Origin of the sequence: Oligoflexus sp. (assembly GCF_035712445.1) — a bacterium.
In the GTDB taxonomy this organism is placed as follows: Bacteria; Bdellovibrionota_B; Oligoflexia; order Oligoflexales; family Oligoflexaceae; genus Oligoflexus.
This window is the reverse complement of record NZ_DASTAT010000069.1, coordinates 1-25,759: the sequence shown is the minus strand read 5'-3', so window position 1 is coordinate 25,759 and position 25,759 is coordinate 1. Positions and strand designations below refer to the sequence as shown.

The following is a 25,759-nucleotide window of genomic DNA, read 5'->3' as shown; positions in this document are numbered from 1 at the left end:
CACTCAGTCATGGATGCTGCAAAGCTTATCGCCATTTTATGGTGAATCATGAGGCTGGAAGGAGAGTGGGGGCATACCGTCCCTGCCCTCCTTCGGCCGGATGCCATTCATTCTGATACCATCATGCGGCCCGGGCTTTTTTGAATTCCAACTCCAGTTCGATCGAACTCTCATCGACGGCGTAGATCTGCCGAATCAAAACCCCCTCCGCAGGTCCAGCCTCTTTCTCGACGAAAAGGGTTTCAGGAATTCCCAGATCAAAAGAGCTATAGGCATCAACCAGATGCGCGAGGATACGACCACCGATCGTATTGACAAGCTCGGACAGCCCATCATGGACCCAGGCCTCTTCAATGGGCTGGGGCGAACCGAGCATGGAACCGACCAGACCAATGGCAAGATCACGGCCGATCTTCAGGCGAATGACTCCCGTGTACGGTCTGTTCACGGCGACTGTTGTTATGTAGTAAGGGGCCCTGAGGCTGGCGATGCTCGCGGCATCCACCGGGAGAGCCTCCTTATAGGTCAGGGTTTCGAGAGTGTCCTGAACGGCTTCGTTCAATGCACTCAGACTTTCCAACACCAGACTCGCGCGTTCAATGGCCATATTACATACCCAACTGTGTTTTAAGTGCTGTCAGCTTTTCCGCGACCAATGGCAAATGCAGAGGTTTGGCCAGAATCGCTTCGACTCCCAAGGGCTTGAGTTCCTGCTCGCGGGCGGCGTTCTGCGTGGATGTGATGACCAGCACCGGGATCTTCTTCAGAGTCTCGCTCGATCGCATCTCTCGAATCATGGTGAGACCGTCCTTCACGGGCATGTTGATGTCGGTGATCACGAGGGCCACGTTCCCCTCGGTATTCATCATGGTCAAGGCTTCCTCACCCTGGCTGGCCTCCAGAAACTCGCAGTCGGAGAAGCCCGCGATCTCAAAGCACTGCTTTATGAACATGCGCGCTGTTCTTGAATCATCGATGATAAGAATTCGCTTTGCCATTCAGATCTCCCAACTGCCTTTGATAGGGCTTGTAATAACGATATGGCCTGTTTCCTGATGGACTTCCACGGTGCGGCTGAAATCGCCGCCGACATCCTCGCCCATGGGGGCAAGGCGGGATTGCCAGAGGTATTTCTTCAGCGCGAGCACATTGCGTTTGCCGATATTGAAGAGCCCTTCGACATCCAGAATGCTCGACCCTCCGACCAACTTCACGATGAAGCCCTGGCCGCGCGCGTCACAGCCGAGACGGGCCATGCGGGCGAGAAGGGCAGGGATGGCCGTATCTGCGAAATAGCCCGGCATGGCCAAGGCTTTGACCGCGTCCGTGCTTGATTCCGGCAAGGCCACATGAGCCATGCCGATGGCTTTGTGCTTAGGATCCAGCATGATCAAGGCCACGCAGGAGCCAAGGGCCATGGTTTTCAAAGCGCCCCCGGGTGCCGCTGTCGCATCCAAACCTCCAACGCCGAGCATGATGATTTTCCCGCTCATGATTCCAGCCTCCTTTGATAGACGGCGGGAACCAGATTGATGAAGGGCGTGGTGCCGGGATTGATGGCCTCCGAGTGCCCAAGGAATAAATAGCCGCCGGGCTCCAGGCAGTGATGGAGCCGCTTCAGAAGATTCAGGCGCGTGGTGGCATCGAAGTATATCATCACGTTCCGGCAGAAGATGATCTGAAACGGTTTGAAGGGAAAGGCCGCATTCATCAGATTGAAACGGCGAAACATGATCTCATCGCGCACTCTGTCTATGATTTGATAGCTGCCGTCCGGTTGTTCCTTCAGAAAGCTCTGGACGTAATTCGCGGGGATATCCCCGACTCGATCCGCTCCATATATGCCTTGCACGGCCTGGCTCAGGACTTTGGCCGAAATATCCGTGGCCAGGAGCCCGGCATCCAGGGATTGATACTGGAGCCCGAGGCTTTTCATCACGCTCATCTGAATCGTATACGCTTCCTCGCCACTGGAACAGGCCGCGCACCAGATGCGCAGGTCGCGGCGGCGTTGCTGCTGCAGGCGGGTCAGGACATCAGGCAAGGCTTTTTGCTGCAGAAATTGGAAATGACTCTGTTCCCGAAAAAACGAGGTGTGGTTGGTTGAAATCTGGTTCACCAGCTCGGAGAGCATCGCCCCGCTTCGATCCTGCCGAACCTGCTCCAGGTATTCCGAAAAACTCCGCAGCTGACGCCGATAGAGGGTGGATTGCAGGCGGCCCATGACGAGCCCGCGTTTCTCTTCGGTCAGGCAGATGCCGAAATTATCGTAAATCAGGCTGGCGATCGCCCGAAATTCGACCGCGGACAGGCGCAGGTTTCCCATGCCAGGATTTTCTTCAACGTCTTCCAAGGGCACGTCCTCAGCTGCTGATCTGCGACAGGGCCTCGGCTTCAGCACCGTAAAGCAGTTTACTCACATCCAAAATAATGCGCACTTCATCGCCCACCTTGCCGATTCCACGGATGTAGCGGGCGCTTTCATTCTGCGCGACGCGTGGGGGTTCGCAGACATTGTCATCCGGAATATTGGTGACCTCATTCACCGAATCCACGACGAGTCCAATGGGATGCTCGTCATAGTTGACGACGATTACGCAGGTCCTTTCGTTATAATCCTTGGGCGGCATGCGAAAGCGCGTACGGATATCCATAACGGGAATCACCTGTCCGCGCAGGTTGATAACGCCTTTGATAAAATCAGGCATATCCGGGACAGCGGCGATTTTTTGAATCCCCACGATTTCCGTGACGTATTGGATTTCGATGCCATAGTCCTCTTCGTGGACGCGGAAGGCCAGATAGCGGCCCTTCATGCTGTCCTCTTCATCCTCATCCCAATCGTCATCGTGAAGCTCGCGTTCGCCGACTTTTTTCGTGACCATGGTTCCTCCGCATCCTTGCGTTGTGTGTTAGGCTGCCTCTTTGGAAACAAGATTCTGATAGGTCTGGCCCAGGCATTCGCTCATGCCGCTGACGTCCAGGATCAGACTCACCTCCCCGTTGCCGAGTATCGTGCAGCCGCTGATGGCGCGCGATCTTTTATAGCTGGTGGGAAGGGCTTTGATAACGGTCTGCTGCTGACCCAGTATTTCATCGACATGAAGCGCCAGCGTTTCCTGATTGGCTTCGACCAGGACCACGAGTCCATCATCGGGTAAAGGGGGCACCTCGTTCTGATGAAAGAGCTGGGCCAGCTGAATAATGGGGATAAACTGCGAGCGAAGTTCGACCATCTTCTGACCGTCGGGCCCCACCGTCACACGCTCAGGATTCAGGATGATGGATTCCTGGATCAAGAGCAGGGGCAGCGTGTATTTCGTCTGACCCACCCGAATCAGCATCCCGTCGATGATGGCCAGAGTCAGTGGGATCTCGAAAATTATGGAGGTTCCCTGGCCGGGATGGGATTCCATTCGAACCCGGCCTTTGATTTTCTCGATGTTTTTTCGGACCACGTCCATGCCCACGCCGCGTCCCGAGATGTCGGTGACCTGCTCCGCCGTCGAGAATCCCGGCTCGAATATATAGGCGAAGACTTCGGCGTCGGTGAGCGACTGTTCCCGTTCAATGCCGGGCAGGTTCCGTTCCCGGGCCCGTTTCAAAATCTTATCGCGGCGCAGGCCACCGCCGTCGTCTTTGATAATGATCCAGATCTCGCTTTCCTCGTGCCGCGCTTCCAAGGTGATCGTTCCCACCTCGTCTTTGCCGGCGTTCTTGCGAGCGTCAGGCAGTTCCAAACCATGATCTATGGCATTGCGCACGCAATGAACCAAGGGATCCGCGATCTGTTCGATCACGGTCTTGTCCACCTCGGTGTCCTCGCCTTTCAGGACCAGGCGGGCTTTTTTTCCCATCTTTTGCGTGGTGTCATGCACCAGCCTCGTCATCTTGCGGAAGGTCTGCGCCACCGGCACCATGCGCACCGACATTGAAACGTCCTGCAGATCGAGGGTCGTGCGCCTCAGATGATGAATGGCGCGTTCCAGCTGTTCATTTTCGATCCCTGCATCCTTGAGGCTGCCGCTCACCATCGCCTCGGCAATCACGAGTTCGCCGACCAGGTTGATCAGAGTATCGAGTTTCTTCAGATCCACGCGAATGTCATTGCGCACAGGAGTCAGCTGCGGCGCAGCTCCCTCGGAAGGCGCTGGACTTTTGAATCGTTTTTCATCCAATGCCTGCAGCTGCACTTTTCGATCAGCCCTTGGAATCAAAGCGTCCAGATGTTCCAGCAGCTGATCCTTATCCGCGACGGCATCATCCCCATGCTGTCCGATCCTGAAGAGCGTGGTTTTGATCGCATCCACTGTTCGCAGAAAGCATTCGGTGACGGGCGGGGTGATGAACTGAGGATGGGTCTTCACGCGCTCCAGCTGGCTTTCCAGGGCATGGGTCAGCTGGGAAAGATCCTGAAAACCCATGAAGCCGCAGTTGCCTTTGAAGCTATGGATGCGGCGGAAGGCTTCTTCCACCTGCTCGACCTGCTCCAGGCCGCGAAGATTGGGCAGGGCCAGGAGACTGGCCTCCACTTTCTGCAGAGTCTCATCGGATTCCTGCAGATAGGAGAGTCGCATGGCATCGGTGATGCGGAAGGCCGGTGGCGGTGCAGCTGATGCTGGTGTCGGTGCGGCCTCGGGACTGTCATCATCAAAAACGAAGAATCCTGATGAGACTTCGGTCATGGGCGGAAGACCATCTGAAGGCGCATGCTCGCGGTCGATGCGGGCATCCTCCAGCTTGGTCATGAGGTCCAGGATATCGCCCTGCCGCTCCGGATCCACGTCGATCCTTGTGTTTTGAATGCAGCCGAGCAGTATGCGGAAAAGGTCGATCGCCTGCTGACACAGCTCCAAGCGATAACGGTCCAGCTTGATCGCTTTCTTCCGAATGGCATCCAGAAGGTTTTCGGCCTTATGAGCCAGGGCTGCTATGTTTTTGAAGCCGAATGACCCCGCCCCGCCTTTTACCGTGTGAATGAGACGAAAGATGGTATTCATAAGCGAGTCGAAGGTTTGAACCGGCGTGTCCGGGTTACTGCTGGCTTCGGCCAGAGCGATCAGCTGCAGCTCCAGTTCATCGAGAAAATCAATGCTTTCCGCAATGAAAGTCTCAACCAATTCCTGTGATGTTTGATATTCGCGATCCACCTTGACTCCTTCAGCTCACTATTAGGCGCTGTATTTTCCAAAATCCTGATCATCGAGGGCCGTGTGCTTCGCGCCTGAGTCGCCGCCTTGCGTCCCATTCGCCTGCCGTCCCCAATCCGATCCGGGGTTGGAAGGGGCTGGGTTGCGCATGGCGATGACGCGGCCTTGGTTCTGATGGACCGAATTGCGTTCATATCGTTCATCACCGAGGCGGAAGTAAGCAAGGCTGCGCTTCAACTCTTGAGACTGACCTGCCAGCTCCTCTGCGGCCGAAGCCGTTTCCTCGGCACTCGCTGTGGTGGTCTGCGTCACCTTATTGATCTGATTGATGCCGGATGCGATCTGGCTGATAGCGGAAGCCTGCTCACGACTCGCTTCGGCGATCATCTTCACTGTCGACGAAACGGTCAGCGATCCCTCCAGGATTTCCTTGAAGCACTCTGCAGTTTTACGGGCTTCACCCAGGCCGCCTTCGACCTTCCGTGATGAGGATTCAATCAGCTCGGTCGTTTCCTTGGCCGCCTTCGCACTGCGACCCGCAAGGTTACGCACTTCGTCCGCAACCACCGCGAAGCCTTTGCCATGACGCCCGGCTCGTGCCGCTTCAACAGCGGCGTTCAGCGCCAGCAGGTTGGTTTGAAAGGCGATGTCGTCGATGACTTTGATGATCTTGGAGATCTCCAAGCTCGACTGATTGATCTCGTTCATCGCTTTCAAGGTCACTTCGATCTGACTGTTCCCTTGCTCGGCGAGCTTCTGCGCTTTTTGAGCCGTTTCACTGGCATTTGTAGCGGATTCCGCATTATTTTTGATCTTGGCGCTAATTTCGGTCACGGAACTGGTGATTTCCTCGACGGCAGCAGCCTGCTCCGTTGCGCCTTGGGAAAGCGTCTGGCTCGCGCTGGAAACCTGCTCCGATCCGGCAGAAACCTGGCCGGCCGCCATGTTTGAGCGCGTGATGACTTCACGCAGAACATTAGTCATGGTCTGAAAGGATTTGCCCAGCCGATCACGATCGGACAAGAGAACGATCTCTTTGGTCAAATCACCGGACGCGATCGCTTCCGCTTGGTTCACTTTTTCATTCAGGCCGCGCACCATATTGCGAATGTCCTGATAGACGCCAAAGTTGATGTTCGCATCCATTTGCAGGTCAGTGTCACCCGTCGAAACCACTTTAACGACCTCTGAAATTTCCGAGGGATCAGCTCCCAAAAGACGCAAAGTGGAATTGGCGATGCGAAAGCCAATGAACACCGATGCGCTCAGAGCTAACAAGGCAAGAACGATCATGGCCAGGCGAAGCGTCTGGGCCGATTCACCTGTCCTGTGCGCCAGGACCTTGGTCTGCTCCATATTAAGGTCGGTAAGAGCCACCATGTTGACAGTACACTCATCATAGGATTTACCTGTCGTTTCCTGTGCTGCGATGATTTCATTCTGAAGCTTTTGATAGGCCTCTGGGTTCTTCTCGCGACTGCCGTCTCGGATCATTTCGAGTTTATGGGCCCAAAGCGGTTCGACCGCTTTTTGCAGACGATCCCATTCCGTCATATCCTTCATCAGGAGCTTCAGGATTGCCAAGGCTTCTGGGACATCCTCGATTTTTTCATAATCGGCCAGAGCTTTCGACATATCTTTGTAATTGGTACCATACTCACGAAGAAGCCGGTTCATCTCGTCCACGGAAAGGTCAGCCTGCATGAGGCCACGCGCCATGGACCTTACTTCCGTCTGGGTTTGGTTGGCTCGCCACACCATATCAAAGCCTGGAATGGAAATAGACTGTAGTCTATCAAGGGCATCAACTGTACGACTGATGCCGAAGATACCGAGCGCCCCTACCAGGACCGAAAAGATTGCCGACACGAGAAAGCTCACCAAAAGCTTCTTTTTCAAATGCATAGTCATATTCAAGCCTCCATTTTCCGACGTGCAAAATTTTTGATGGTTTCTTGACAGCGATCCAAATGCACCCTTGCATCGTTCAGCGCTTCGTCCATGGTTTGAGGTGTGACCGGCTTACGGATTACGATACGAGCCCCAAGTTCGAGGCAGCGGCTGGCGAGCACCATGTTTTCGGCACCGGTGATGACGTAAACCTGAATGCCTTGCTTCAGGCTCATGCAGTGACGCAGAACATCGTCGCCATACATGCCGGGCATATTGATATCCACCAAGACAATGGGGATGCGTTCCTGGCGAATCGTTTCCATGGCTTCGGTAGGATCCGCGAAGCTTCTTACTTTCAGCCAGGAATAACCCTCACAGAGGCTTTCGAGTATCCTCTGGTGAAAGGGGTCATCATCCAGGATCGCGACCTTGTAAGGCAAACCAGCCATCATGAAAGTTCTGCTCCTCACTTTAAGATACCCACTGCATTTTCTTTCACGCATTCGGTGGGGGCCTGCGCCGCTTGACGCAAGGCTTCATGAACAATTCTGATATATTCCAAAGGTTGGTCCAGCAAGGCGTTATTGATGAGATTTTCAAGGCTCGAAGCAGGGAGTCATTGTTCGATTTTCTACAGCCTGTGCACACGTGCAGTCTGGTTTGTCTATGTGCAGCGAGGTTCGAGAAGGAACTTCAGCCTCCCTGCAGCAAGGGAACTCTGATGGATTGCGCGCAAACTTTAACGTGGCAAGCAAGTGAACGCAAAGAGTTATCAGCACATCTTTCGCTTTACCTTCATGCGGCCTTGGCTTTTTTGCAATAGCCGAGGCACCCCCAGGCTGTCCCCCCCCCTTGGCGACACGCGCTCCCAAGCCAGCCCCCTGACCCCGCCTCTGTTAAGAAAGTCCCAGGGGCCTCCTGAATTAAGGGCCTGGGCTGCGCTTTAACCCACGGATGCGAAAGGAGATTCAAGCGCTTTTCAGGTTCATCTGAAGTTGCATATGAAAAATTCCGATAATGTACAAATGATGCTCCAGTAACCGAAAGGCGACGTTTATGATGACTCGAATAATGCGATTTGGGTTGCAAGCAGCGCTGCTGGTATGTTTGCTGCCGGCTTGCACTACGACTGATGCGAACAATCCGGAGGACATCCTTTCCGAAGATGACCTCGACACGCCGACGTCCGCTGCGGAGGCCATCAGCGATGAGCAGCCGGAAAAAGCCGTGCTCATCCAGGAAGCGGAAAGCGCGATGAAAGCCGCGGATGAAGACGTGGTGGACTATGCGATCGCTGATTACAAAAGCTTCGATCCCTCGGGCATCGTCGTACACTTTGAATTCGATGATGCGCGCCTGTCCGATGTCACGATCGCCGCGCTCGATAAAATCGTGGCTGGCATGAAAAAAGATCCCCTGGCCCGTGTTTCCGTGCGGGGACATGCGGACAAACAGGGGGCCGAGAACTATAATAAGTCTTTGAGTGCCAAACGCGCGAAAGCCATTGAAGACTATCTGATCCAGCACGGAATCGAAAAGGATCGCCTGAACCCTGTATCCATGGGGGAATCCGATCCGATCGAGGAAGGCAATACCATCGCTGTCTTCAAAAAGAATCGCCGCGGTGACTTTACCATCAACTATGGTCCGTCAGCGTTCGGCAAAGCCCCTTAAACAGGTGTCCTATGCGGAAGTGGATTCGGCCCCTTATTTTACTTCAAATGCTCCTGGCCGCCCCACTTCCGGCTTCTCCCCGCGAACCCATTTATGCCGACTGGTCTGAAAAAGAACTGAAGCCCTGGTTTCAAAACCAGCCGGATCAGTTTCTGACGTCCCGCGTTCCGTCCGCGACGCCGGTCACCTTACGCTATAAAACCTTTCTTCAGGACAAGGCCCTGGGTCAGATCGTGATCGTCCATGGCTATGGTGAACGCATTGAAAAGTTCATGGAGATGGCCTGGGATTTTTCCAAGGCCGGCTTCGATGTCTTTGCCTTCGATCAGCGCGGCTTCGGGCGCTCGACGCGCCTGAATCCCGAGGGCAAGGATGCTATCTACGTCGATCGTTTCGAGGATTACGTCAAGGACCTGGAACAGTTCCTGACCGAAGTCGTGCGGCCGGACGGGACGAAGCCGACCTTTCTTTTCGCCCATTCCATGGGTGGGCTGGTCGTCTCGCTCCTCCTTCATGAACGGCCCGATCTCGTAAAAGCAGTCATCCTTTCGGCTCCTATGATGTCGATTGATTTGAAGGGCGTGCCCCGGCCCGCGGCTCTGCTGCTGGCTCAAACCATGTCGGCTCTCGGCTTTGGGGCCAGCTATGCCTTTGGCCAGATTGGACCGCGAAAACCCGAATACACCGAGCGTTCCGGCACCGGCTCGCGCCCCCGTTGGCAGGTTTATGCTGATTTTTATAGCAGCCCCGAGGAATGGCCGCTCTCACTCGGTGGAACCTCGTTTCGCTGGCTTGGCGAGGCGATTCGCGCGTCCGTTCAGATTGATGACGCGGCCTGGGCGGCTCGCGTGACGACGCCTGTGCTTCTCTTGCAGGCGGACCAGGATACCTACGTGACTCCCGACGGTCAGGATGCTTTCTGCAGCCGGGCCCCGCATTGTCAGAAAATTCTGATCCCGGGCACGCGTCATGAACTTTACCGCGAGCAGGATGGCCCGCGTGCTTCTTATATGGACAGTATTCGGAATTTTTTAAGAGAGCACACCCTTTCTCAGGAGCCTCAATCGGCTGGTCCAAGTCCGGCTGTGGTGCCCACCCCCGCTGGCCAAAATCCGGCCACCAAACCTTAGGCTTTCTGGACAGAAACCGGCCAAATCACGCCATATTGACCTTAAAAACCCACTTTTTTACGCCATAATTGACAGGATTCGAACGGAACGCTTTCTGCAAATGGGTGATACGCCGCTCAAAACGATCGGCATTTCATCCGCACAAGGAGTTCGCATCATGTCTGGCCGCGCATCGGAATTACTTCCCCACTGTCGCCTGTCGCTTGAAGACAAGGAATTGGAAGTCATGAATTTTGCGATCATCTCCCAGGCACCCAATGGAGCTGCTGCATTTCGTGGCCTCTATGAACTGCATAAAAGTTTGTATCGGTATATGTCCTTCGGCTATATCATGAGACGCAGCGGTATCACTTCAAAAGGTTACCTGTCGCATGTGATGAATGGAGATCGGCGTTTGAATGCACGCTATCACGATGCCATGTGCGATATTTTTAAATTGAATGCTGCGGCTGGCCAGGCGCTCCGTATGATCTGGCTGCGCGATGAAGCCCTCCTGCGTGATCGCCGCGCGGCGCAGAATGCAGCGCAGTACAAGCTTCCCGCGCCTCGCCACGCAGCGTCTGCATAACGTACGAGCGAGACGCTCAACCATTGCCAGGCGCCTTCCAAGCGCCTTCTTCATTAGTTATTCTCTGTCGTCGGCTCTGAGCCCTCTGGGTTCAGGGCTTTTTTCATGACGGGTTTTCTGCAATACTGAAATGGTTCCCTTAGGATAAGGAAAGACCATGCGAGGACTTGTCTGGTTCTTGACGATCATGCTGAGCCTCTTGGCGACCGATCCCGTCTCCGCTGCCGTTCTGCGGAAAAAATCGGGCCGGGCCATCATCATGGGTTTTTCCCGCACGGAACTGGAAACGCATGGTGTGGGGCAATACATCCTCATCGAAAACTTCGAAAAAAATCAATGGACGGGCCTCATCAAAAAAATATATCGCGTGAATCGCGTGCGCATTACTCTGATCGACGATGATTCCGAAGACATGGAAGTCGGCGAAACCTTCCGCATCAAGCCCGGCGAGGCCCCGCGATCCATCGGTCGTCCCGAATTCGATCCCACCGAGTTCCCACCCCCTGATGATGAGACGATCAGGCCCGAGGATCTAAGTCCCGTTCCCGAGGCAAAACCTGCAGGCGCGCCGACTCTCGTGGAACGCAGCACCATGCCGGATCATAACGAGCAGGATAGCCTCGTTTTATCCGCAGGCCTTGTGACCCGCTACTATATTGTTCCCGCAGGCAAGGCTGAAGGCGATCTGCACGGAACAGGCACCCAGCTCCAGGGAACATATCTTTTGCAGAGCGGCTGGGGCTTCCATCTCGGCATTCGCAATGAAGCCCTCGTGTATTCCGGCGTCAATCAATTCTCGGAATATGACGTCACCGTTCTCATGTACTTCGCCGGCGCGTCCTACAGCTGGAACTTCGCAAGGTGGACGATCAGCAGCGGGCTGCGCTACACCATCCAGGCCAAGGGCGAAGGCTCGCTGCAGGATACGATCGTCGGTGACAATCTTCAGCCGGTGAATATCGTCGTGCGCGGCATCGGTGAAATGCAGGAAACAGATCTGGTGCTGCAGGCCGCCTATAACTGGGAATACGTGAGTCTCTTCGCGGAAGGCACCCTCAGCCTCAACGCCCGTTACGCGACCAAATACCGCTGGCAGCTGAGCGCCGATGGACCGAACGGTCGGGAGATCCTGCAGGAGTACCGCACCGAAAGTTCCTTCCCCATGCAGGTGGAAGGCCTGACTATCGGCGTCAACGTCTCGCTTTGATGCCCGCAGTTTGAGCAGAAATCGCAACCGCCGCCGGTCCGATTCTTACCATGAACGGGCGTTGACAGGCGCCTGGTCAAAACCTTAAAAACCTCCTAAATCCCTCGCACGCCAAAGGCTTCGAGCTGACGCTAATCAGCGACAGTACACTTTGTAATTAATACCTGACTCAATTCTGCCGAGGCGGAAAGAGGGAGGCCGAATGCAGTGAAGTCGGCCCGATGGGGGATTTTATGACAAACTTAGCCAATTCCATTCGTCACACCAGGTTTCGCGTCCAGCCGGGCGAGGATCTGACGCTCACTTTGCAGTCGAATTCGGGGGTCACCCATCGACTCAATGTGCACAACTGCTCCTTGATGGGGCTTGGTGCGAAGGCGGAAATTGCGCTTTCCTCGGATGAAGGCTTCTATGAAGGGGGCATCCTGCCACCGGCCAAGCTCACCTGGGGGGATAAGACGGCTTATCTCGGACGCCTCGTTCTGCGGGCGATCCGCTCCGAGGACGACAGCTATTTCTATGGCTTTCAAACCATTGATAACAAGGTTCCCATCGATGGCCCCTTGAGCGAGGTCCTTTCGATCACCGACAGCGCCTACGAATTCGAGCTTGATCCCGAGAAATTCAGTCTCGCCTCGTTTCTGAGCTCCGAGAGTTCCAACGTCGATCTCTTCGCCCGCTGCCGTCAGTTCTCGTTCCTTTACCGCAAGTGGAAAGAGATGCCGAAGTATCAGTATTACAGTCTGCGCCAGCCCTCCAAAGGCCCGCGCGTTCTGCTCGATATGCCGCGCAAACACGGGCGCAATGATTATCTGATGCTCTGCTCCAACGATTACCTCGGGCTCTCCAGCCATCCCAAAGTCATCGAAGCGACCAAGGCTGCGCTGGATCAATATGGATTCGGTTCCACCGGCTCGCCGATGACCACGGGCAACACCAAGCTTCATGATGAGCTCGCGCATGAACTGGCCCGCATGTTCGGCAAGGAAAAAGCCCTGCTCTTCAACTCCGGCTACACCGCGAATGTCGGCATCATCACCGGCCTGACCGCCGAACAGGATCTTGTCATCGCCGATGTGCTCACGCATGCCTCGATTCAGGATGGAATGCGTATGAGTTCAGCGACAGCCCGCTTTTTCAAACACAATCAGCCGAAGCATCTGGAAAAGATGATGGTTGACGAACGCAAGCAATACGTGGGCTGCCTTGTCGTGACCGAAGGCGTCTTCTCGATGGATGGCGACATCGCGCCCTTGGATCAGATCAGCGCCGTCTCACGCAAGCATAACGGGCGTTTGATGGTGGATGAGGCGCATTCCTTTGGTGTCGTGGGTCCAGGCGGCTTGGGCGCTGCCGCACGCTATGGGGTGCTGCCCCAAGTGGATGTCGTGATGGGGACCTTCTCGAAAATCTGCGGCGGCATCGGTGCCTTTGCCGCCGGATCAGCCGAGATGGTTGACTGGCTTTATCATTTTTCAAGGCCGCATATTTTCTCTGTTTCGATTCCTCCGAGCACGGCCGCGGCTGCTTTGGCGGCCCTTCGCATCTTCCTGGCAGAAAAGGAACTCGTAAACAATTTAAAGGAAAATATCAGCCACTTTGCGAACGGTTTGAGGCACCTAGGGTTTAGCATTAATCCGCATCACGAAAGTTCGGTGATTCCTGTTATTATCGGAGATGAAAAAAAATTGAGTATCATGAACGCGCACTTGCGGGATGAGGGCATCTTTGCTGTTCCCATTGTCTATCCTGCCGTGAGTCGCACGAGTTGCCGTTTCCGGTTTACTCTGATGGCTCAGCACACGCGCTCCGATTTGGATTTCGTACTCACCACTTTGGAAGCGGCGATGCGCAAAGCTGATTTTACTCCGGATCAGGTGGCCCTGCCTTTGGTGGCTTAGGAGGTTTGAATGACTTTGTCCGAGTTCGCAGTCTCGGTGCTCATGAGCCTGACATCCCTCTTGGGTGTTGGGACCTTGCCCTCTTCCTTGGAGCAGGCGAGCCCTTGGACTGTTGAACAACCCTGGCACGTCAAGCAAGGGGTCTATACTTTGGAGGCCAGTAGCGAAGTGGCGCCGAAAGAATGCGCAGCCCATCCGGACGGTTTCATTGAGTTCCCTATGATCATCCATGGGGCTCATGAGGCTTTGCTGGATGGCAAGCGCGTGGAATTCTTTGGCGATCCCACCTTCCGCACGGTGCGTTCGTTCTATGGAACCATGCTGGTCGCGTGCAAGAATATTGTGGGCGGCAAAAAACTGACCTGGCGCGCGTACTCGTATAGCCATTATTTTGCACGGGTTTCCTTCTGGCCTAAATTCCAGCCGCATTCCCCGAATATAAATTTCTTTCAGGAAACGCTGAACGCCGTGGCATCAGGTGGGCTTTTGATGCTGGCGCTGATCAGCTTCTTCGTCTTCTGGGGCCAGGTCCCGCATCTTCTGACTCTTTCCCTGGTCGGCACGGGGGCCGCGTTCGCCGCCTACTTCATCGCCACCACGCCCTCGCCCTTCAATCTGCAATTTCCCATGCTTTACCTGCATAAGCTGGCCGATTTCTCGCTCTGGATGGGAACCCTTCTTCTGTTCAACACCTTCCGCGTGATTGGACTCTTTGGGAAAAAAGCCTTCGCCATTTACTGTGCGCATGTCGTGCTCGCGGTTCTTATCATCTCGCTGGGAACCACGGGTGACGTGATTCAATTGGGTACAACGATTCCCTTTGGAACGTTCTTCGGGGTCATGGGCATGGGCTTCTATAACCTTATGCAAAGATCCCGGCGGCAGGGCATTCATCGCACCTTCATTCTGCAGATTTTGAGCCTCAGTTCCTTCATTTTCATTTCCGGCAATGATGTGCTGGTCGTCCTGGGGCTGGTCCATGGGCCGGTGCTGCTCTCGATCGGAGTCCTGGGTGGTGTGACCTTCCTGGCCCTTGATGTGCATGAACGGATTACGGAAGCCTATCGCGAACGCGATTATCTCCGGCATCATCTGGAAGACGAGGTCATCAAGAAAACCGCCGAGATTTCCGCGAAGACGGAGGCGCTGGAAGAGGCACTCAATTCCCTGCGGACAGCGCAGGCGGATTTGATTCAATCCTCGAAGATGGCGTCCTTGGGCATGGTCGCGGCCGGGATCGCGCATGAAATCAATAACTCACTGAATTATGTCAACGGTGCCTTGACGCCTCTGCGGCGCCTCTTTCAAAAGAGCGCGAACTTTGAATATGGTGAACAGGCCCATAAACTCCTGAACGTCATGGGTGAAGGCCTGCGCCTCACCTTTGAAATCATGAATAGCCTGCGGACCTATTCGGGGCTCAATCACGCGAGCATGCGCGAGCACCGGGTCATCGACCTTGTCCGCTCCACCATGAATATTCTGAATAATCGCGTGCCCCAGGGCGTGAAGGTGGAAATCAATGTGCCGGATGATCTCGAAGTGGCCGTGAATGGAGCGGCGATCAACCAGGTCCTGGTCAACCTCGTGATCAATGCCCTCGATGCCATCGGCGATCGTGGCCTGATCCAGATTTCAGCGGAAGCGGCGCAGGATGCCGTCTGCCTCAAAGTGCATGATGATGGTCCGGGCGTGCCGCGGGATATCCGCGACAAGGTCTTCGATCCCTTCTTCACGACCAAGGATGTGGGCAAAGGCACAGGCCTTGGACTGCATATCTCGCGGAAAGAGGTGGCCCGCCACGGCGGTTCGCTGCTTTTGGATCCGAATACGGAAAGCGGTTCGACCTTCACCATCACACTTCCTAAAAACCCCATGGGAGGTGCCCCGGCATGCAGCCCGTGATTGTCTATGTGGATGATGAAGCCAACAACCTCACAGTCTTCGATGCGATCTGTGATGCGGGTTGGTCCGTCCACTGTTTTGACAATCCTCTGGCAGCACTGGCCCGGATGAAGGAACTCGATCCCTGGGTCATCGTCACCGATCAAAGAATGCCGGGAATGAAGGGCGTGGAGTTCCTCGCGCTCGCCGCCCAGCTCGTGCCTCTGGCCGTCCGCATTATCGTGACCGGATATTCCGACGAAGACCTCGTCATCAGTTCGGTGACCAAAGGCAAGGTCTTCGACTACATTAAAAAGCCCTGGGAGCCCGAGCAGCTGGAAAGTTCCCTGCACAAGGCCATCGAATACTATCGCGTCAACCGGCAGAAGGAAGAGATCCTCGCCGACCTGGAACACAAGCGCCAGGAGCTGGAACGTCAGGCCATGGATCTGGAGAAAGCCCGTCTGGAATTGGAACTGGCGCGTCACCGCGAAACCGAAATGCGCCGGGAACTCGAATGCTGGGTGCCGCCCTTCGTTCTTTGGGCCCTGCAGAACTCGCAGCTGAAATTCCCGATCCGCCGCGATCTCGTGGGCGTGACCTTTGATATCATCGGTTCCAGTCGCATTCATGATGTCACGATTGATGGCAAGCCTCTGCGCGCGGCCGTGATTCAGCTCTTTTCCGAATCCATCATGCGTCATGGCGGTTTCCGCGAGTCGCATTCCGGGGACTCGGCCTATGCGCACTTTGGTTTGATGGACGGCATCCGTGGTTATGGCGAAGCCGCGCTGGCTGCAGCCCGTGAATTCCGGGTGGCTCTGCGCGGCCTCAATAAGGTCTATCATGTGGATCTGGAATGCGGGATCGCTCTGCATGCCGCGCATGATGCGGTCGTGGATGTGCACACTGTCCATCTGAAGACGCCGGCCGGGGATGTCACCCAGAAATCGTTCGATACGACCTCGAACGAGATCGATCTTCTGCATCGCATTGAAAAGCTCGTGCATCGACTGCCGGGTTCCAACATCATCATGACCGAAAGCTTCATCGAGCATCTGACCACAAGGCCCGATGAGCTGATCTATCTCGGCTCGCGCACCTTCGCGGGACAAACCAAGCCGGTCAAGCTCTATCTGATTCGTAGCGATATGCTGTCGCCCGAGGACCTGCGCGACTTCATCCATGAAGAGTTTCCGCTGGAGCCCCTGGTCCTTCCCAATCCACCGCGGATCGCCGAGCGTTCTTTGACCCTGAACCAAAAGACCCGCTCGCACATCGAATATAAGCCCTGGGATGGCTCGCTCCTGATGCCGCAGCGCCGCGGATTCAAACGCATCTCGCTGCCTATACGCCCCGTTCCGAAGCAGCTGAAGGCTTCGTAAGAGGCGGCAGCGGCCCGAGGCTCCTTCATGCACGCTAACCCGGTAAAAGCCCTGCCTCTGTTTCGCCTCGCCGCCTTCTGACCCTTGATGCGTCATTTTGAATAAACACGGCCCGGTAGCCTTTCTCCAACCGGGCTGTATGCTTTCGCCGGGAAATCGCAACCCCTGCCGGAAAGCGCTTCCCTTGCCCCGCCCTTCCTTGTGTTAGGATGAGCCCAGTTTAACCCGAGGCTCCCATGGAACAATCGCTGTTTAAAGACATACTCAAAGCTCGCGTTTACGATGTGGCCAAACGTACTCCAATGGAACAGGCTCCCACCCTTTCCTCGATTTGGGGCAATTCCATTTTCGTTAAACGCGAAGACCTGCAGCCGATTTTTTCCTTCAAGATTCGCGGAGCCTATAACCGCATGGCCGCCATTCCCAAAGAGGAAAGGGCCAAAGGCGTGATCTGCGCGTCGGCGGGCAATCACGGTCAGGGCGTGGCGCTTTCCGCACGCATTCTGGGAATGCCGGCGTGGGTGGTGATGCCGACCACGACACCGGATATCAAAATTAAATCCGTGGCGCGCTTTGGTGCCGAAATCGTTCTGGCCGGCGATCACTATTCGCAGGCCTACGATCACAGTCTGCAGCTCGTGGAAAAATTGGGGGCGCAGATGATTCATCCTTTTGATGATCCCCTTGTGATTGCGGGCCAAGGGACAGTGGGCAAGGAAATATTGGAAGACTGTCCCGAGGTGGATTATGTCTTTGTTCCGGTCGGCGGTGGTGGACTCCTGGCTGGTCTTGCCATCTATATCAAAAGCCTGAATCCCGCCGTGAAGATCTATGGCGTGGAACCGATCGATAGTGATGCCATGACCCGCTCGATTGATGAGCAGAAGCGCGTGGTGCTGAATCAGGTTGGAGTCTTCGCCGATGGTGTCGCGGTGCGGCAGGTCGGTGAGAATACCTTTGCTGTGGCCCAGGATTACGTCGATGGCTTCATCAAGGTTTCAACGGATGAAATCTGTTCGGCCATCGAGGATATTTACAGCGAAACGCGCACCATCGTCGAGCCGGCAGGAGCCTTATCCTGGGCCGGTGCGAAGGCTTTTTTACGGCAAAACCCCACCCAGGGTCGAAACATTGTGACCATCAACTCAGGCGCGAACATGAATTTTCAGCGCCTGCAGTTCGTCGCAGAAAGAGCCATGACCGGAGCCGGTCGCGAGTGCCTGCTCGCCATCCGCCTTTTGGAACGTCCCGGGGCGCTCAAGGAATTCTGTACCAGCATCCTCGCCGGCAAGGCGATCACGGAATTCAATTACCGCACCAACGGAACGCCGGAGGCCTATATTTTCCTTGGGCTCTCCGTTCACGGCATCGAGGATCAGGAGCGCCTTCTCGGCAAACTCAGTGATCAAGGCTATCACGTCGAGGATCTGACCGAGAACGAACTCGCGAAAGAACATGTGAGGCACATGGTCGGTGGTCGCGCACCGCTGGCGATCGAAGAGGAACTCTATAGCTTCGTCTTCCCCGAAAGACCGCGGGCCCTGGCTGATTTCCTGGCCGTGATCAGCGACCGCTGGAATATCTCGCTCTTCCATTACCGATCGCATGGAGCGGATTACGGACGCGTGCTGATTGCCTTTGAAGTGCGCAGGGACGAGCGCTTGGAATTCGAACAGCATCTGCAAAGAATCAGCTACCCCTTCAAAAGGGAAACCGAGAATCCCGCCTATCGACTCCTTCTTTAGGCAGGCTGTGTTGACTCAAAGCAAGGACACGTTGCAATTGAACGTCTGCCGTGCAAGGTCCGCGTCGAGGTATTGGACTTCGATCTTATCCTGCTGGCCTGCCGTTCCGAAGATGGAAATATTCAGACGTGTCACGCGCGCCACGCCGGCGACCGCAGGCAGGTCGGGCGCAATGCCGGCGAGGAAGATCCGGGTGGATCCGGTGTTTGCATTCTGATAGGTCCCATTCGGACTTTGCCAGGTACTGCGCTCGGTAATCGAGATCGCAAGCGCGTCATCACGCAGATAATCGAAAGCTCCATTCGCCTTTATTTTCAGCTCACAGGCCTTGTTCGTAAAAGGTTCCGTCCCTGTCAGGCTCTTGCCTTCAAGACAGCTGGTCCATTCGGTTGTTTCAATAAGCGAGGAAGAAGCCGGGCAATTGGTCAGGAATTCATCGCCGGTCGTGCCGCTCGAATTCGAGGGCGGCGTGGTTGTGGTGTCATTGGACGATCCGCCTCCCCCGCCTTTACACGCATTGACCAGCAGAAATACTAGAGGCAAGAGAACGCGCTGACTGTTCATGAATCTTCATCCTATCCTTAAAAAACAAAACCCATATGCAGTCCTGGTTCGAACTGATATTTACGCCACTTATCTTCCTGGACTTGAAAATCCTCAGGCAAGCCCGTATTGATCGGCCAGTGGGTCATCGCAAGGGATGGTTCGAGGAAAAGTTTATCAGAATAAAAGGACAGGTGGTAGCCAAGACGAAAGGTCAAGAACAGCTGGCGTCCGGTACCGATCTTCACGTCCTCTTCATTCCAAAAACTCTGCTGGAAAAAAGCGCTATGCAGCGCGGTATAGAAACCCCAGGCGATGAACCTTTGATAGGCCAGCGCCGGTCCCACGACCTTCACATAGCCGGGAAAGTTATCCTCCTCATTCTCGGAGTTGCCCAGAATCGCCATCGGAGCATAATAACGCCAGGTGATGAATTCCAGGGAAAGGACATCCTTGGGCGTCAGCTGATACCCAAAGTTCAGCTGATAGAAATGCGGAGGGTAGTCTGTGCTCTGATCCAGGTTATACAGCATAAAAGCCGATGTTCCGACGAAAAACCGGGAACCCTGGACGTCAGCCAGAGCCAATCCCGGGCTTAAGATACAGAGACACAAAATCCCTCGCTTCATGGTCACCCCTCTGTCAGCCAGCACAATGTTGTAGGGCCAGTGTACAAGGGGCTCAAGGCCAGTTCATTGATTCAAATCAAGTTCGCCCGTCGCGATCTGCCTGCGCACACGGCTCAGGGTTTCCGGCGTCATCCCCAGATAGTTCGCCAAAAGATGCTGGGGCACCTCAAGAATGAGCTGCCGTCTTTCCTTGAACACGTAAAGATACTTCTCCAAGGGCGAGAGCCGGCGCAGATGATCGTGAAACCTTGTTTTACGGGCCAGCATCTCCTCGGCAAAAAGCCGGCAGACCCGCTCGAACCGGGGGAAGGCGCGTGTATTCTGCTCGACTTCATCCGCCATCGAAACGGCAAGTGTCGTAGGCCCAACGGAGCGAATTTCATATAAGGAGTCTTCCCCCTCCTCGCTCGCGGGAATAAGAACCGGCTCGCCCGTGAAAAAGACCTCACCGACGACCAGGTCCTCATGCCCTCTGTAAAGGGAATAGACGCAGCCCGAAAGCACGAAGTAAACCTCGCGGGACGCCGACCCGAAGCTGCGGATGGTTTCATTCTTTTTGAAGGCCTTTACCCTGTTCGTACTGAGTACGAGATTGATCTCATCCTCTGTCGGCTCCATGTAGCGTTCCAAAAAGCGCAGCATGGAATTCATCTCGTGGGTCTCCATCATCCGAAGCCTATTCCTTTCCGTTCAAAAGTTTTTCCACACTGACATCCAGCCGAATGCGCCCGCACTGCGAACGCTTTTCCACACCCTGGGCTTCGGCCGTTTCACACAGAAGGCGATCGACTTTTTCGATCTGCCGGGCTTTATCCAGTTCTGGCTCCAGATCCCGAACCGCGCCCCAGAGCAGCGCAAAACTCGCCACAGCCAAGGGTGAGGCCATGCTGGTTCCCGATTTTTCCCCAAAAGCTCCGCCCGGGATTGTACTGACGATCGCATCACCCGGCGTTATGAAACGCACGGAATTCGCTCCGTAGCTGCTGAAATCGGCGAGCCTGTTATTCTTATCACTGGCAGCCACCGACACAACACCCGAATACTTCTTCGGCACATCGGGACTTTTATCGGTATCGAGCCTATCGTTCCCGGCCGATGAAAAGACCAGGATTCCCCTTTCCCGCAGCATGGCGAAGGCATCCCGTAGCGCCTGGGTATCCGGTCCTCCGCCCCAGCTGCAGTTCACCAGTTCAGCTCCATTATCCGCCGCATAATAAAGAGCCCGCGCCAGGTCAATGCTATTGCTCTTGCCACTGCGATCCAGGGCCCGCACCACCATAAGGGAAAGGTTCGGCGCGGGATTGCGAATATCATCACCTTTCCGCGCGATCATCAAACCGGCCACATGCGAACCGTGACCGAAGTCATCCTGCGGGACCGCATCCTCTTCGACAAAGTCATAGCCCCAGACATCATCCACATATCCATTGTCATCATCATCCAGGCCATTCTTCGGAATTTCCCGGGCCTTCCGATCCAGCTGCTCCTGAAGCCAGGGATGGCTTGGATCCGCTCCACTATCGATCACCGCCACGCGAACCGGGGCGGGCCTGATACCGGCGGCTTTCAGCCTGGTCCACGCAGCCTGGGCGCCCAGACGATCGAGCCACCAGCGGTCATCAGCCGCGGCGCGGGTCATGGGTTCATCGGCAAAGCTCCATTCATAACCCGGTTCCCACGCGAGCCAATGCCGCGGAATGTCATCCGGCAAAGGTCCATTCCATACTTCCATCTGAACAGCGCCATCATCCCTTTTGATCCAGGTCATATAACGATCGGGCTGCGCCCTTGTTTCTGTGGGATTTTGCGGCAGATTCGGCAGTATTCCCTGATCCCCATCATCCCATCCCAGATAAGTGAAACGCCCTCCCGCACCCGCATGAGCTATGGCCACCGCTCCGGCGCCTTTTTCCACGGATAAAGGAAGATTCAGCCGCATGAACTGCTGCCCGCGCCCCAGATAATGACCCCAGTATCCACTCAGAAGCCACGATTCATCCTGGGCCAGGGAAAGACCACAGACCTGGTCCGTCTCGCAGGGACTCACAGGAAGACGCTGCACCTGGGAAAGCCTTGGACCGTCACTGCCGCTTCTTATACTCGCAAGCGCATAGCCGTCGGGATCGGCCTTCAAAAGCAAACGATCCTGACCATCCCAGCGGGTGTCCGGGCCCACACTGGAGACTCCGTGATTCCATACCGACGACATCACCCATTTTGCATCGCGAAGATAAAAGCTCAGTGCCTTGCTGCTCGACATCAGCATAAAGCCCTCGCCCGCAGCCAGAAGCTCCGACGTTTGAAATCCAGAGGGAATCGAAAAACTCTGCGTACGATTGAGCACAAGAGTGGATCGGGACGGGAAAAACTCAGCGAAAGCACCAGTCTTTTGCATGGCACAGCGCCGCGCGCCCTGGGGTCCGGTTCCCAGCGTTTCAGCATTTTTCCAAACACCCGCCGGCGCAGCCGGGTTTCGCTCGGGGTGGAAAATCTGCGTCTCATCCCCAGCGCAAGCGATGGCCGCAGGAGCCCCGGACTTCCGTTCTGAAGCTTCCGCAATGCCCCCGGTGAATCGCTCCGTCCTGGACCAACTCTGACGCCAGGGAACGAGGCCTGCGCGTTCCACACCCTTTTCCTGCCAATACACGAGGCTCTTGAGGTTACCGAGCGTCACCCTATCATTGCGCGACGACGCCTTGGCAAAGGGATAGGAACCGGGACTATTGACCGGCCCCGCGGATAATTCGGATGCCTGACTCGCCAGCATCAGAAGTAAAAGACCGGACTGCATGCCTTGCCTCATAAAATCTCCTTCCTGATCACGTTGTCATCAGAAAACAGGAATTTAAGGAGCATGGCCATTCAAAAAAAAAGTGGAATGCATTTTAGCGAAGCAATCGCTCCATAGTCCCGTCGCTCTTCATTTTCTGAATCTCCTGCTTCCAGCGCTGCAGATCCGCTTCCGGGACGGCCTTTGACGCGGCGAGATAAAGAGGCCACTCTTCCAGGACGAGTCCCGCTCGAAGCTCCGCGGGATCGTATCCTACCTGTGCATAGGACGCGAACGCGGCGCGCCTGGCCGCCAGCCAGGCTTCCACGCGACCTGCTTTCAAAAGGCGAGCGCAAGTATCATTCGTAGCTACGACTTCCAAACGTGATAGTTGATGCCGTTTGACCAACTCTTCGGTCGCCGATCCCCGCAGCGTGCAGATCCGCGCCTCACGAACGCGTTCCTTATTCTGCATATCCTGCTCTCGTCCAGGCAGGGTGAAAATACCGAAGCTTTCGATCATGAGGGGTTCGATCCATTGATAAAGCTTCTCACGGTCCGGGCTGCGAGCGGCCGGTATGAAGAGGATGGGCGAATTTTTCTGGGTTTCCATCAAAACCCGCTTCCAGGGCACGATCTCTACCTTGCTGTCATATCCCATTCGCGTCACCAGCGTTTGAAAGATCTGATAAAGACTTCCCTGGGACTTCTGCCCCGCGTCCACAAATGAATAAGGCGGGATATCTCCCGCCCAAAATCGATAACGGTTGTCCTTGCCGGGACTATGGCCGGTCAGAAGAAGGATAAAGGCCAGGATCATCCAATTTAGATAAGGCATTCCTTGGGCAGACCTTTCAAACAAGGATCGCTCGCTATGCTTGCTCCCTAGGTTGCGAAACAGCGATAATCTCCTGTGGAATACTGCAATGCGCAGCATATGCGTTCACATTGTGCCCGCAATCAACTCCAATTCAGGGCTGTTGAAAACGCGACTCAAGCTTATTGATTTCTGTTAACAATAGTCCAGAGGATGCTACTACATAAGTACCTGATTCAATGGCGATCTGCAAACCCAAAGGCGCCAGATGGTTTTTTCTGATTTCGGTCCATGCTCCGATAGCCACGGGCATGTCCTGCGAAGCCTGCTTCCAGCAAAGCAGACCGCCGCTATTCAAGATCCGCCGGTCTCGCGCCAGGTCCGCGACCTGTGTGAAGACATGAGTATTCAACGAACACAGCATCAAAGATGGTCAAACGATCGCCGATCACGAAGCTCTGCGCGGCTCCGGTTTTTTTGCTGGACAAAACCGTCCAAAAAGCTTTATGGGTAAAAGATATAAGACTCCCATGACTGATAAGGATACGGCGTGGAACACGTTCTCACCGCTTTGGCGCAAAGCCTGAGCCGGCTGCCCAATCGCATTTTGGTCGGCCTCGCTCAGCTCATTACCTTCGTAGCCTTTGATCTGCTCCGCGTGCGGCGTTCGGTTATGCTGCGGAACATCGGCATCGCTTTTGGCGACAGCAAAAGCGTCGAGGAACGCGAACACATAGCCCGTCAGTCAGTGCTCAACTTTGTCCTGACCATATTCGAAACGATGATATCCGTAAGAAAGCCGATCGCCGACCGCATCGAGGTGCGCGGTGGCGAACACCTGCGTGCAGCGTTGGCTGAGGGCCGCGGGGTTTACATACTCTGCTTTCACCTCGGCAATTGGGAGGCCATGGGCGCCAAGGTCACGCGGACTTTTAAACCGGCCTATGTAGTGGTGAAGAAGGTCGGCGGCCAGGGCACCAATCGTTTTGTGGAGCGTCTGCGTTTCAACAATGGTTTCTATTGGATCCGTCGTGACCGCAAAGGCGATGGCATGCGCGGCATTCGCGAGGTTTTGGACCGCGGGGAAATCGTGGGCTTCGTCATCGACCAGGCCCGTCCCGGCGAACCGCGCCTGCCTTTTTTTGGAACACCTGCCAAAACCAACACGAGTTTTGCGGCTATCTGGAGCCGTCGCCCCGCGCCCGTCATTCCTGGCTATATGCACCGCACGGCCTTTGGCGAGCATCTTCTGGAATTCGAGCCCGCCTTGAACCTGGTGAGCAGCGAAAGCCGCAGCGAAGATATTCTGAAGCATTCCGAGCTTTTCAATCGGGTCGTCGAAGGCGCGGTACGCAAATACCCCGAGCACTACTTCTGGCTCCACAACCGTTGGAAGTAATGCCCGCTGGAAAAAACGCCCCTCCTGTGCTAGCAATGGCAGCTGGTTTTTGACAGGAAAGGTCATTGCGATGCTTGCTCGTATTCCTCTGCTTCTGGCGTTAGTCGGTCTTACCCTTGATACAGGTCTGGCCATGCCTCCTCCGAAACCGACGCGCATTGAGAAAAAACTGGAAAAACATGGCGACGTTCGTATCGATCCCTATATGTGGTTGCACGATCGGGAAAGCCCGAAGGTCATCCAGCATCTGAAGGACGAGAACGCCTATACGGAATTCGTGCTGAAGGACACCGAAAAACTCCAGGCGAAACTCTATGAGGAAATCAAAGGCCGGATTGAAAAGAACGATCAATCCGCGCCCTATTCCCATCACGGTTATTCCTATTACACGCGCACCGAGGGTGAAGGCGAATATCCCATCTACTGCCGCCGCAAAGGTTCGATGGAAGGGCCTGAGGAGATCCTCGTGGACGGCAATAAGCGCGCGGTGGGGCACAAGTATTTTTCCATGACCGCGCCCTCGCTCAGCCCGGATGAACGTTACATGGCCTATGCCGTGGACACCCAGGGTCGCCGCTTTTATACGATCGAGGTCTATGATCGCAAGAACGGCAAGCGCATCCTTTCGCTGGAAAAGACCAAGGGCAACTTCGAATGGGCCGAGGACAGCAAGACCATCGTCTATTCCCGGCAGGACCCGACCACGCTGCGCTCCTATCAGATCCTGCGCCGCACCTTGGGTGAACTCAAAAGCGAGCTGATCTTCGAAGAAAAGGATACGACCTTCGAAGTCGCGGTCAGCAAGAGTCTGAGCGAAAGACTCCTCTTCATCAGCTCGACCAGCACGACGACTTCAGAGGTGCATTTCCTTCCGAGTGACAAGGTCAAGTCCCAGCCGACCCTGGTCCAGCCGCGTATTCGTGGGCTGGAGTATTCCGTGGAGGATGGCGGCGATCGCCTTTATATCCTGACCAACTCCAACGCCCAGAATTTCCAGGTGATGGAAACGACCCGCGACAAGCCTTCCATGGCGAACTGGAAGACCGTGGTCCCACATAATCCCC

23 protein-coding genes and 1 pseudogene are annotated in these 25,759 nt (G+C 55.3%); 10 read left to right on the top strand and 14 right to left on the bottom strand.

Going from position 1 to position 25,759, the window contains the following annotated elements:
* Positions 1 to 121: 121 nt before the first annotated feature.
* From VFO10_RS15255 to VFO10_RS15220, 8 genes are read right to left on the bottom strand one after another with little or no spacing between them, the layout of a single operon-like run.
* Positions 122 to 607 carry a chemotaxis protein CheX gene (locus tag VFO10_RS15255; RefSeq protein WP_325141627.1) on the bottom strand — a complete coding sequence of 162 codons (486 nt, stop codon included), beginning with the start codon at positions 605 to 607 and terminating at the stop codon, positions 122 to 124.
* 1 nt (position 608) lies between these two features.
* Positions 609 to 998, bottom strand: a complete 390-nt coding sequence (locus VFO10_RS15250) for a response regulator (protein ID WP_325141625.1) — start codon at positions 996 to 998, stop codon at positions 609 to 611.
* Complete coding sequence (locus VFO10_RS15245) at positions 999 to 1,493, bottom strand: chemotaxis protein CheD (protein WP_325141624.1); 495 nt, start codon at positions 1,491 to 1,493, stop codon at positions 999 to 1,001.
* Positions 1,490 to 2,353 carry a protein-glutamate O-methyltransferase CheR gene (locus VFO10_RS15240; RefSeq protein ID WP_325141622.1) on the bottom strand — a complete coding sequence of 288 codons (864 nt, stop codon included), beginning with the start codon at positions 2,351 to 2,353 and terminating at the stop codon, positions 1,490 to 1,492. The genes VFO10_RS15245 and VFO10_RS15240 overlap by 4 nt, the downstream gene beginning before the upstream one ends.
* Before the next feature lie 10 nt (positions 2,354 to 2,363).
* Complete coding sequence (locus tag VFO10_RS15235; RefSeq protein ID WP_325141620.1) at positions 2,364 to 2,885, bottom strand: chemotaxis protein CheW; 522 nt, start codon at positions 2,883 to 2,885, stop codon at positions 2,364 to 2,366.
* Positions 2,886 to 2,912: 27 nt separating this feature from the next.
* Positions 2,913 to 5,150 carry a chemotaxis protein CheA gene (locus VFO10_RS15230; RefSeq protein WP_325141618.1) on the bottom strand — a complete coding sequence of 746 codons (2,238 nt, stop codon included), beginning with the start codon at positions 5,148 to 5,150 and terminating at the stop codon, positions 2,913 to 2,915.
* A 21-nt stretch (positions 5,151 to 5,171) separates the two neighbouring features.
* Positions 5,172 to 7,061, bottom strand: coding sequence for a methyl-accepting chemotaxis protein (locus VFO10_RS15225; protein WP_325141616.1), 1,890 nt, complete (start codon positions 7,059 to 7,061; stop codon positions 5,172 to 5,174).
* A gap of 2 nt (positions 7,062 to 7,063) precedes the next feature.
* Entirely contained in the window at positions 7,064 to 7,495 is a 432-nt protein-coding gene (locus VFO10_RS15220; protein ID WP_325141614.1) for a response regulator, read from the bottom strand.
* A gap of 619 nt (positions 7,496 to 8,114) precedes the next feature.
* Between VFO10_RS15220 and VFO10_RS15215 the strand changes: the two genes are divergently transcribed.
* From VFO10_RS15215 to ilvA, 8 genes are all read left to right on the top strand, one after another.
* On the top strand, positions 8,115 to 8,717 hold the full coding sequence (locus VFO10_RS15215) for an OmpA family protein (protein WP_325141612.1): 603 nt from the start codon (positions 8,115 to 8,117) through the stop codon (positions 8,715 to 8,717).
* Positions 8,718 to 8,728: 11 nt separating this feature from the next.
* On the top strand, positions 8,729 to 9,847 hold the full coding sequence (locus VFO10_RS15210) for a lysophospholipase (RefSeq protein WP_325141610.1): 1,119 nt from the start codon (positions 8,729 to 8,731) through the stop codon (positions 9,845 to 9,847).
* A gap of 157 nt (positions 9,848 to 10,004) precedes the next feature.
* A complete protein-coding gene (locus VFO10_RS15205; protein ID WP_325141608.1) occupies positions 10,005 to 10,415 on the top strand; it encodes a hypothetical protein in 411 nt (136 codons plus the stop codon).
* Positions 10,416 to 10,572: 157 nt separating this feature from the next.
* Entirely contained in the window at positions 10,573 to 11,622 is a 1,050-nt protein-coding gene (locus tag VFO10_RS15200) for a hypothetical protein (protein WP_325141606.1), read from the top strand.
* A 233-nt stretch (positions 11,623 to 11,855) separates the two neighbouring features.
* Complete coding sequence (locus tag VFO10_RS15195; RefSeq protein WP_325141604.1) at positions 11,856 to 13,523, top strand: pyridoxal phosphate-dependent aminotransferase family protein; 1,668 nt, start codon at positions 11,856 to 11,858, stop codon at positions 13,521 to 13,523.
* Positions 13,524 to 13,532: 9 nt separating this feature from the next.
* The gene (locus VFO10_RS15190; protein WP_325141602.1) at positions 13,533 to 15,428 is read left to right on the top strand and encodes a sensor histidine kinase; all 1,896 of its coding nucleotides are present in this window, start codon (positions 13,533 to 13,535) and stop codon (positions 15,426 to 15,428) included.
* On the top strand, positions 15,416 to 16,792 hold the full coding sequence (locus VFO10_RS15185; RefSeq protein ID WP_325141600.1) for a response regulator: 1,377 nt from the start codon (positions 15,416 to 15,418) through the stop codon (positions 16,790 to 16,792). The genes VFO10_RS15190 and VFO10_RS15185 overlap by 13 nt, the downstream gene beginning before the upstream one ends.
* 236 nt (positions 16,793 to 17,028) lie before the next feature.
* Positions 17,029 to 18,537 (top strand): threonine ammonia-lyase, biosynthetic, encoded by a 1,509-nt coding sequence (ilvA, locus tag VFO10_RS15180; protein ID WP_325141598.1) that lies wholly within the window; start codon positions 17,029 to 17,031, stop codon positions 18,535 to 18,537.
* A gap of 15 nt (positions 18,538 to 18,552) precedes the next feature.
* Here ilvA and VFO10_RS15175 read toward each other — a convergent pair whose 3' ends face one another.
* From VFO10_RS15175 to VFO10_RS15150, 6 genes are all read right to left on the bottom strand, one after another.
* Positions 18,553 to 19,101: a hypothetical protein gene (locus VFO10_RS15175; protein WP_325141596.1), complete on the bottom strand. Its 549-nt coding sequence runs from the start codon at positions 19,099 to 19,101 to the stop codon at positions 18,553 to 18,555.
* Between the two features lie 17 nt (positions 19,102 to 19,118).
* Positions 19,119 to 19,709 (bottom strand): hypothetical protein, encoded by a 591-nt coding sequence (locus tag VFO10_RS15170; RefSeq protein ID WP_325141594.1) that lies wholly within the window; start codon positions 19,707 to 19,709, stop codon positions 19,119 to 19,121.
* Positions 19,710 to 19,772: 63 nt separating this feature from the next.
* Positions 19,773 to 20,378 (bottom strand): hypothetical protein, encoded by a 606-nt coding sequence (locus VFO10_RS15165; RefSeq protein ID WP_325141593.1) that lies wholly within the window; start codon positions 20,376 to 20,378, stop codon positions 19,773 to 19,775.
* Positions 20,379 to 20,385: 7 nt separating this feature from the next.
* Positions 20,386 to 22,512 (bottom strand): S8 family serine peptidase, encoded by a 2,127-nt coding sequence (locus VFO10_RS15160; protein WP_325141591.1) that lies wholly within the window; start codon positions 22,510 to 22,512, stop codon positions 20,386 to 20,388.
* Between the two features lie 82 nt (positions 22,513 to 22,594).
* On the bottom strand, positions 22,595 to 23,317 hold the full coding sequence (locus VFO10_RS15155; RefSeq protein WP_325141589.1) for a substrate-binding periplasmic protein: 723 nt from the start codon (positions 23,315 to 23,317) through the stop codon (positions 22,595 to 22,597).
* A gap of 329 nt (positions 23,318 to 23,646) precedes the next feature.
* Positions 23,647 to 23,784, bottom strand: coding sequence for a hypothetical protein (locus tag VFO10_RS15150; RefSeq protein ID WP_325141587.1), 138 nt, complete (start codon positions 23,782 to 23,784; stop codon positions 23,647 to 23,649).
* A 62-nt stretch (positions 23,785 to 23,846) separates the two neighbouring features.
* Between VFO10_RS15150 and VFO10_RS15145 the strand changes: the two genes are divergently transcribed.
* On the top strand, positions 23,847 to 24,695 hold the full coding sequence (locus tag VFO10_RS15145) for a lysophospholipid acyltransferase family protein (protein WP_325141585.1): 849 nt from the start codon (positions 23,847 to 23,849) through the stop codon (positions 24,693 to 24,695).
* Positions 24,696 to 24,765: 70 nt separating this feature from the next.
* Positions 24,766 to 25,759: pseudogene (locus VFO10_RS15140) on the top strand (oligopeptidase B); the annotation flags it as partial.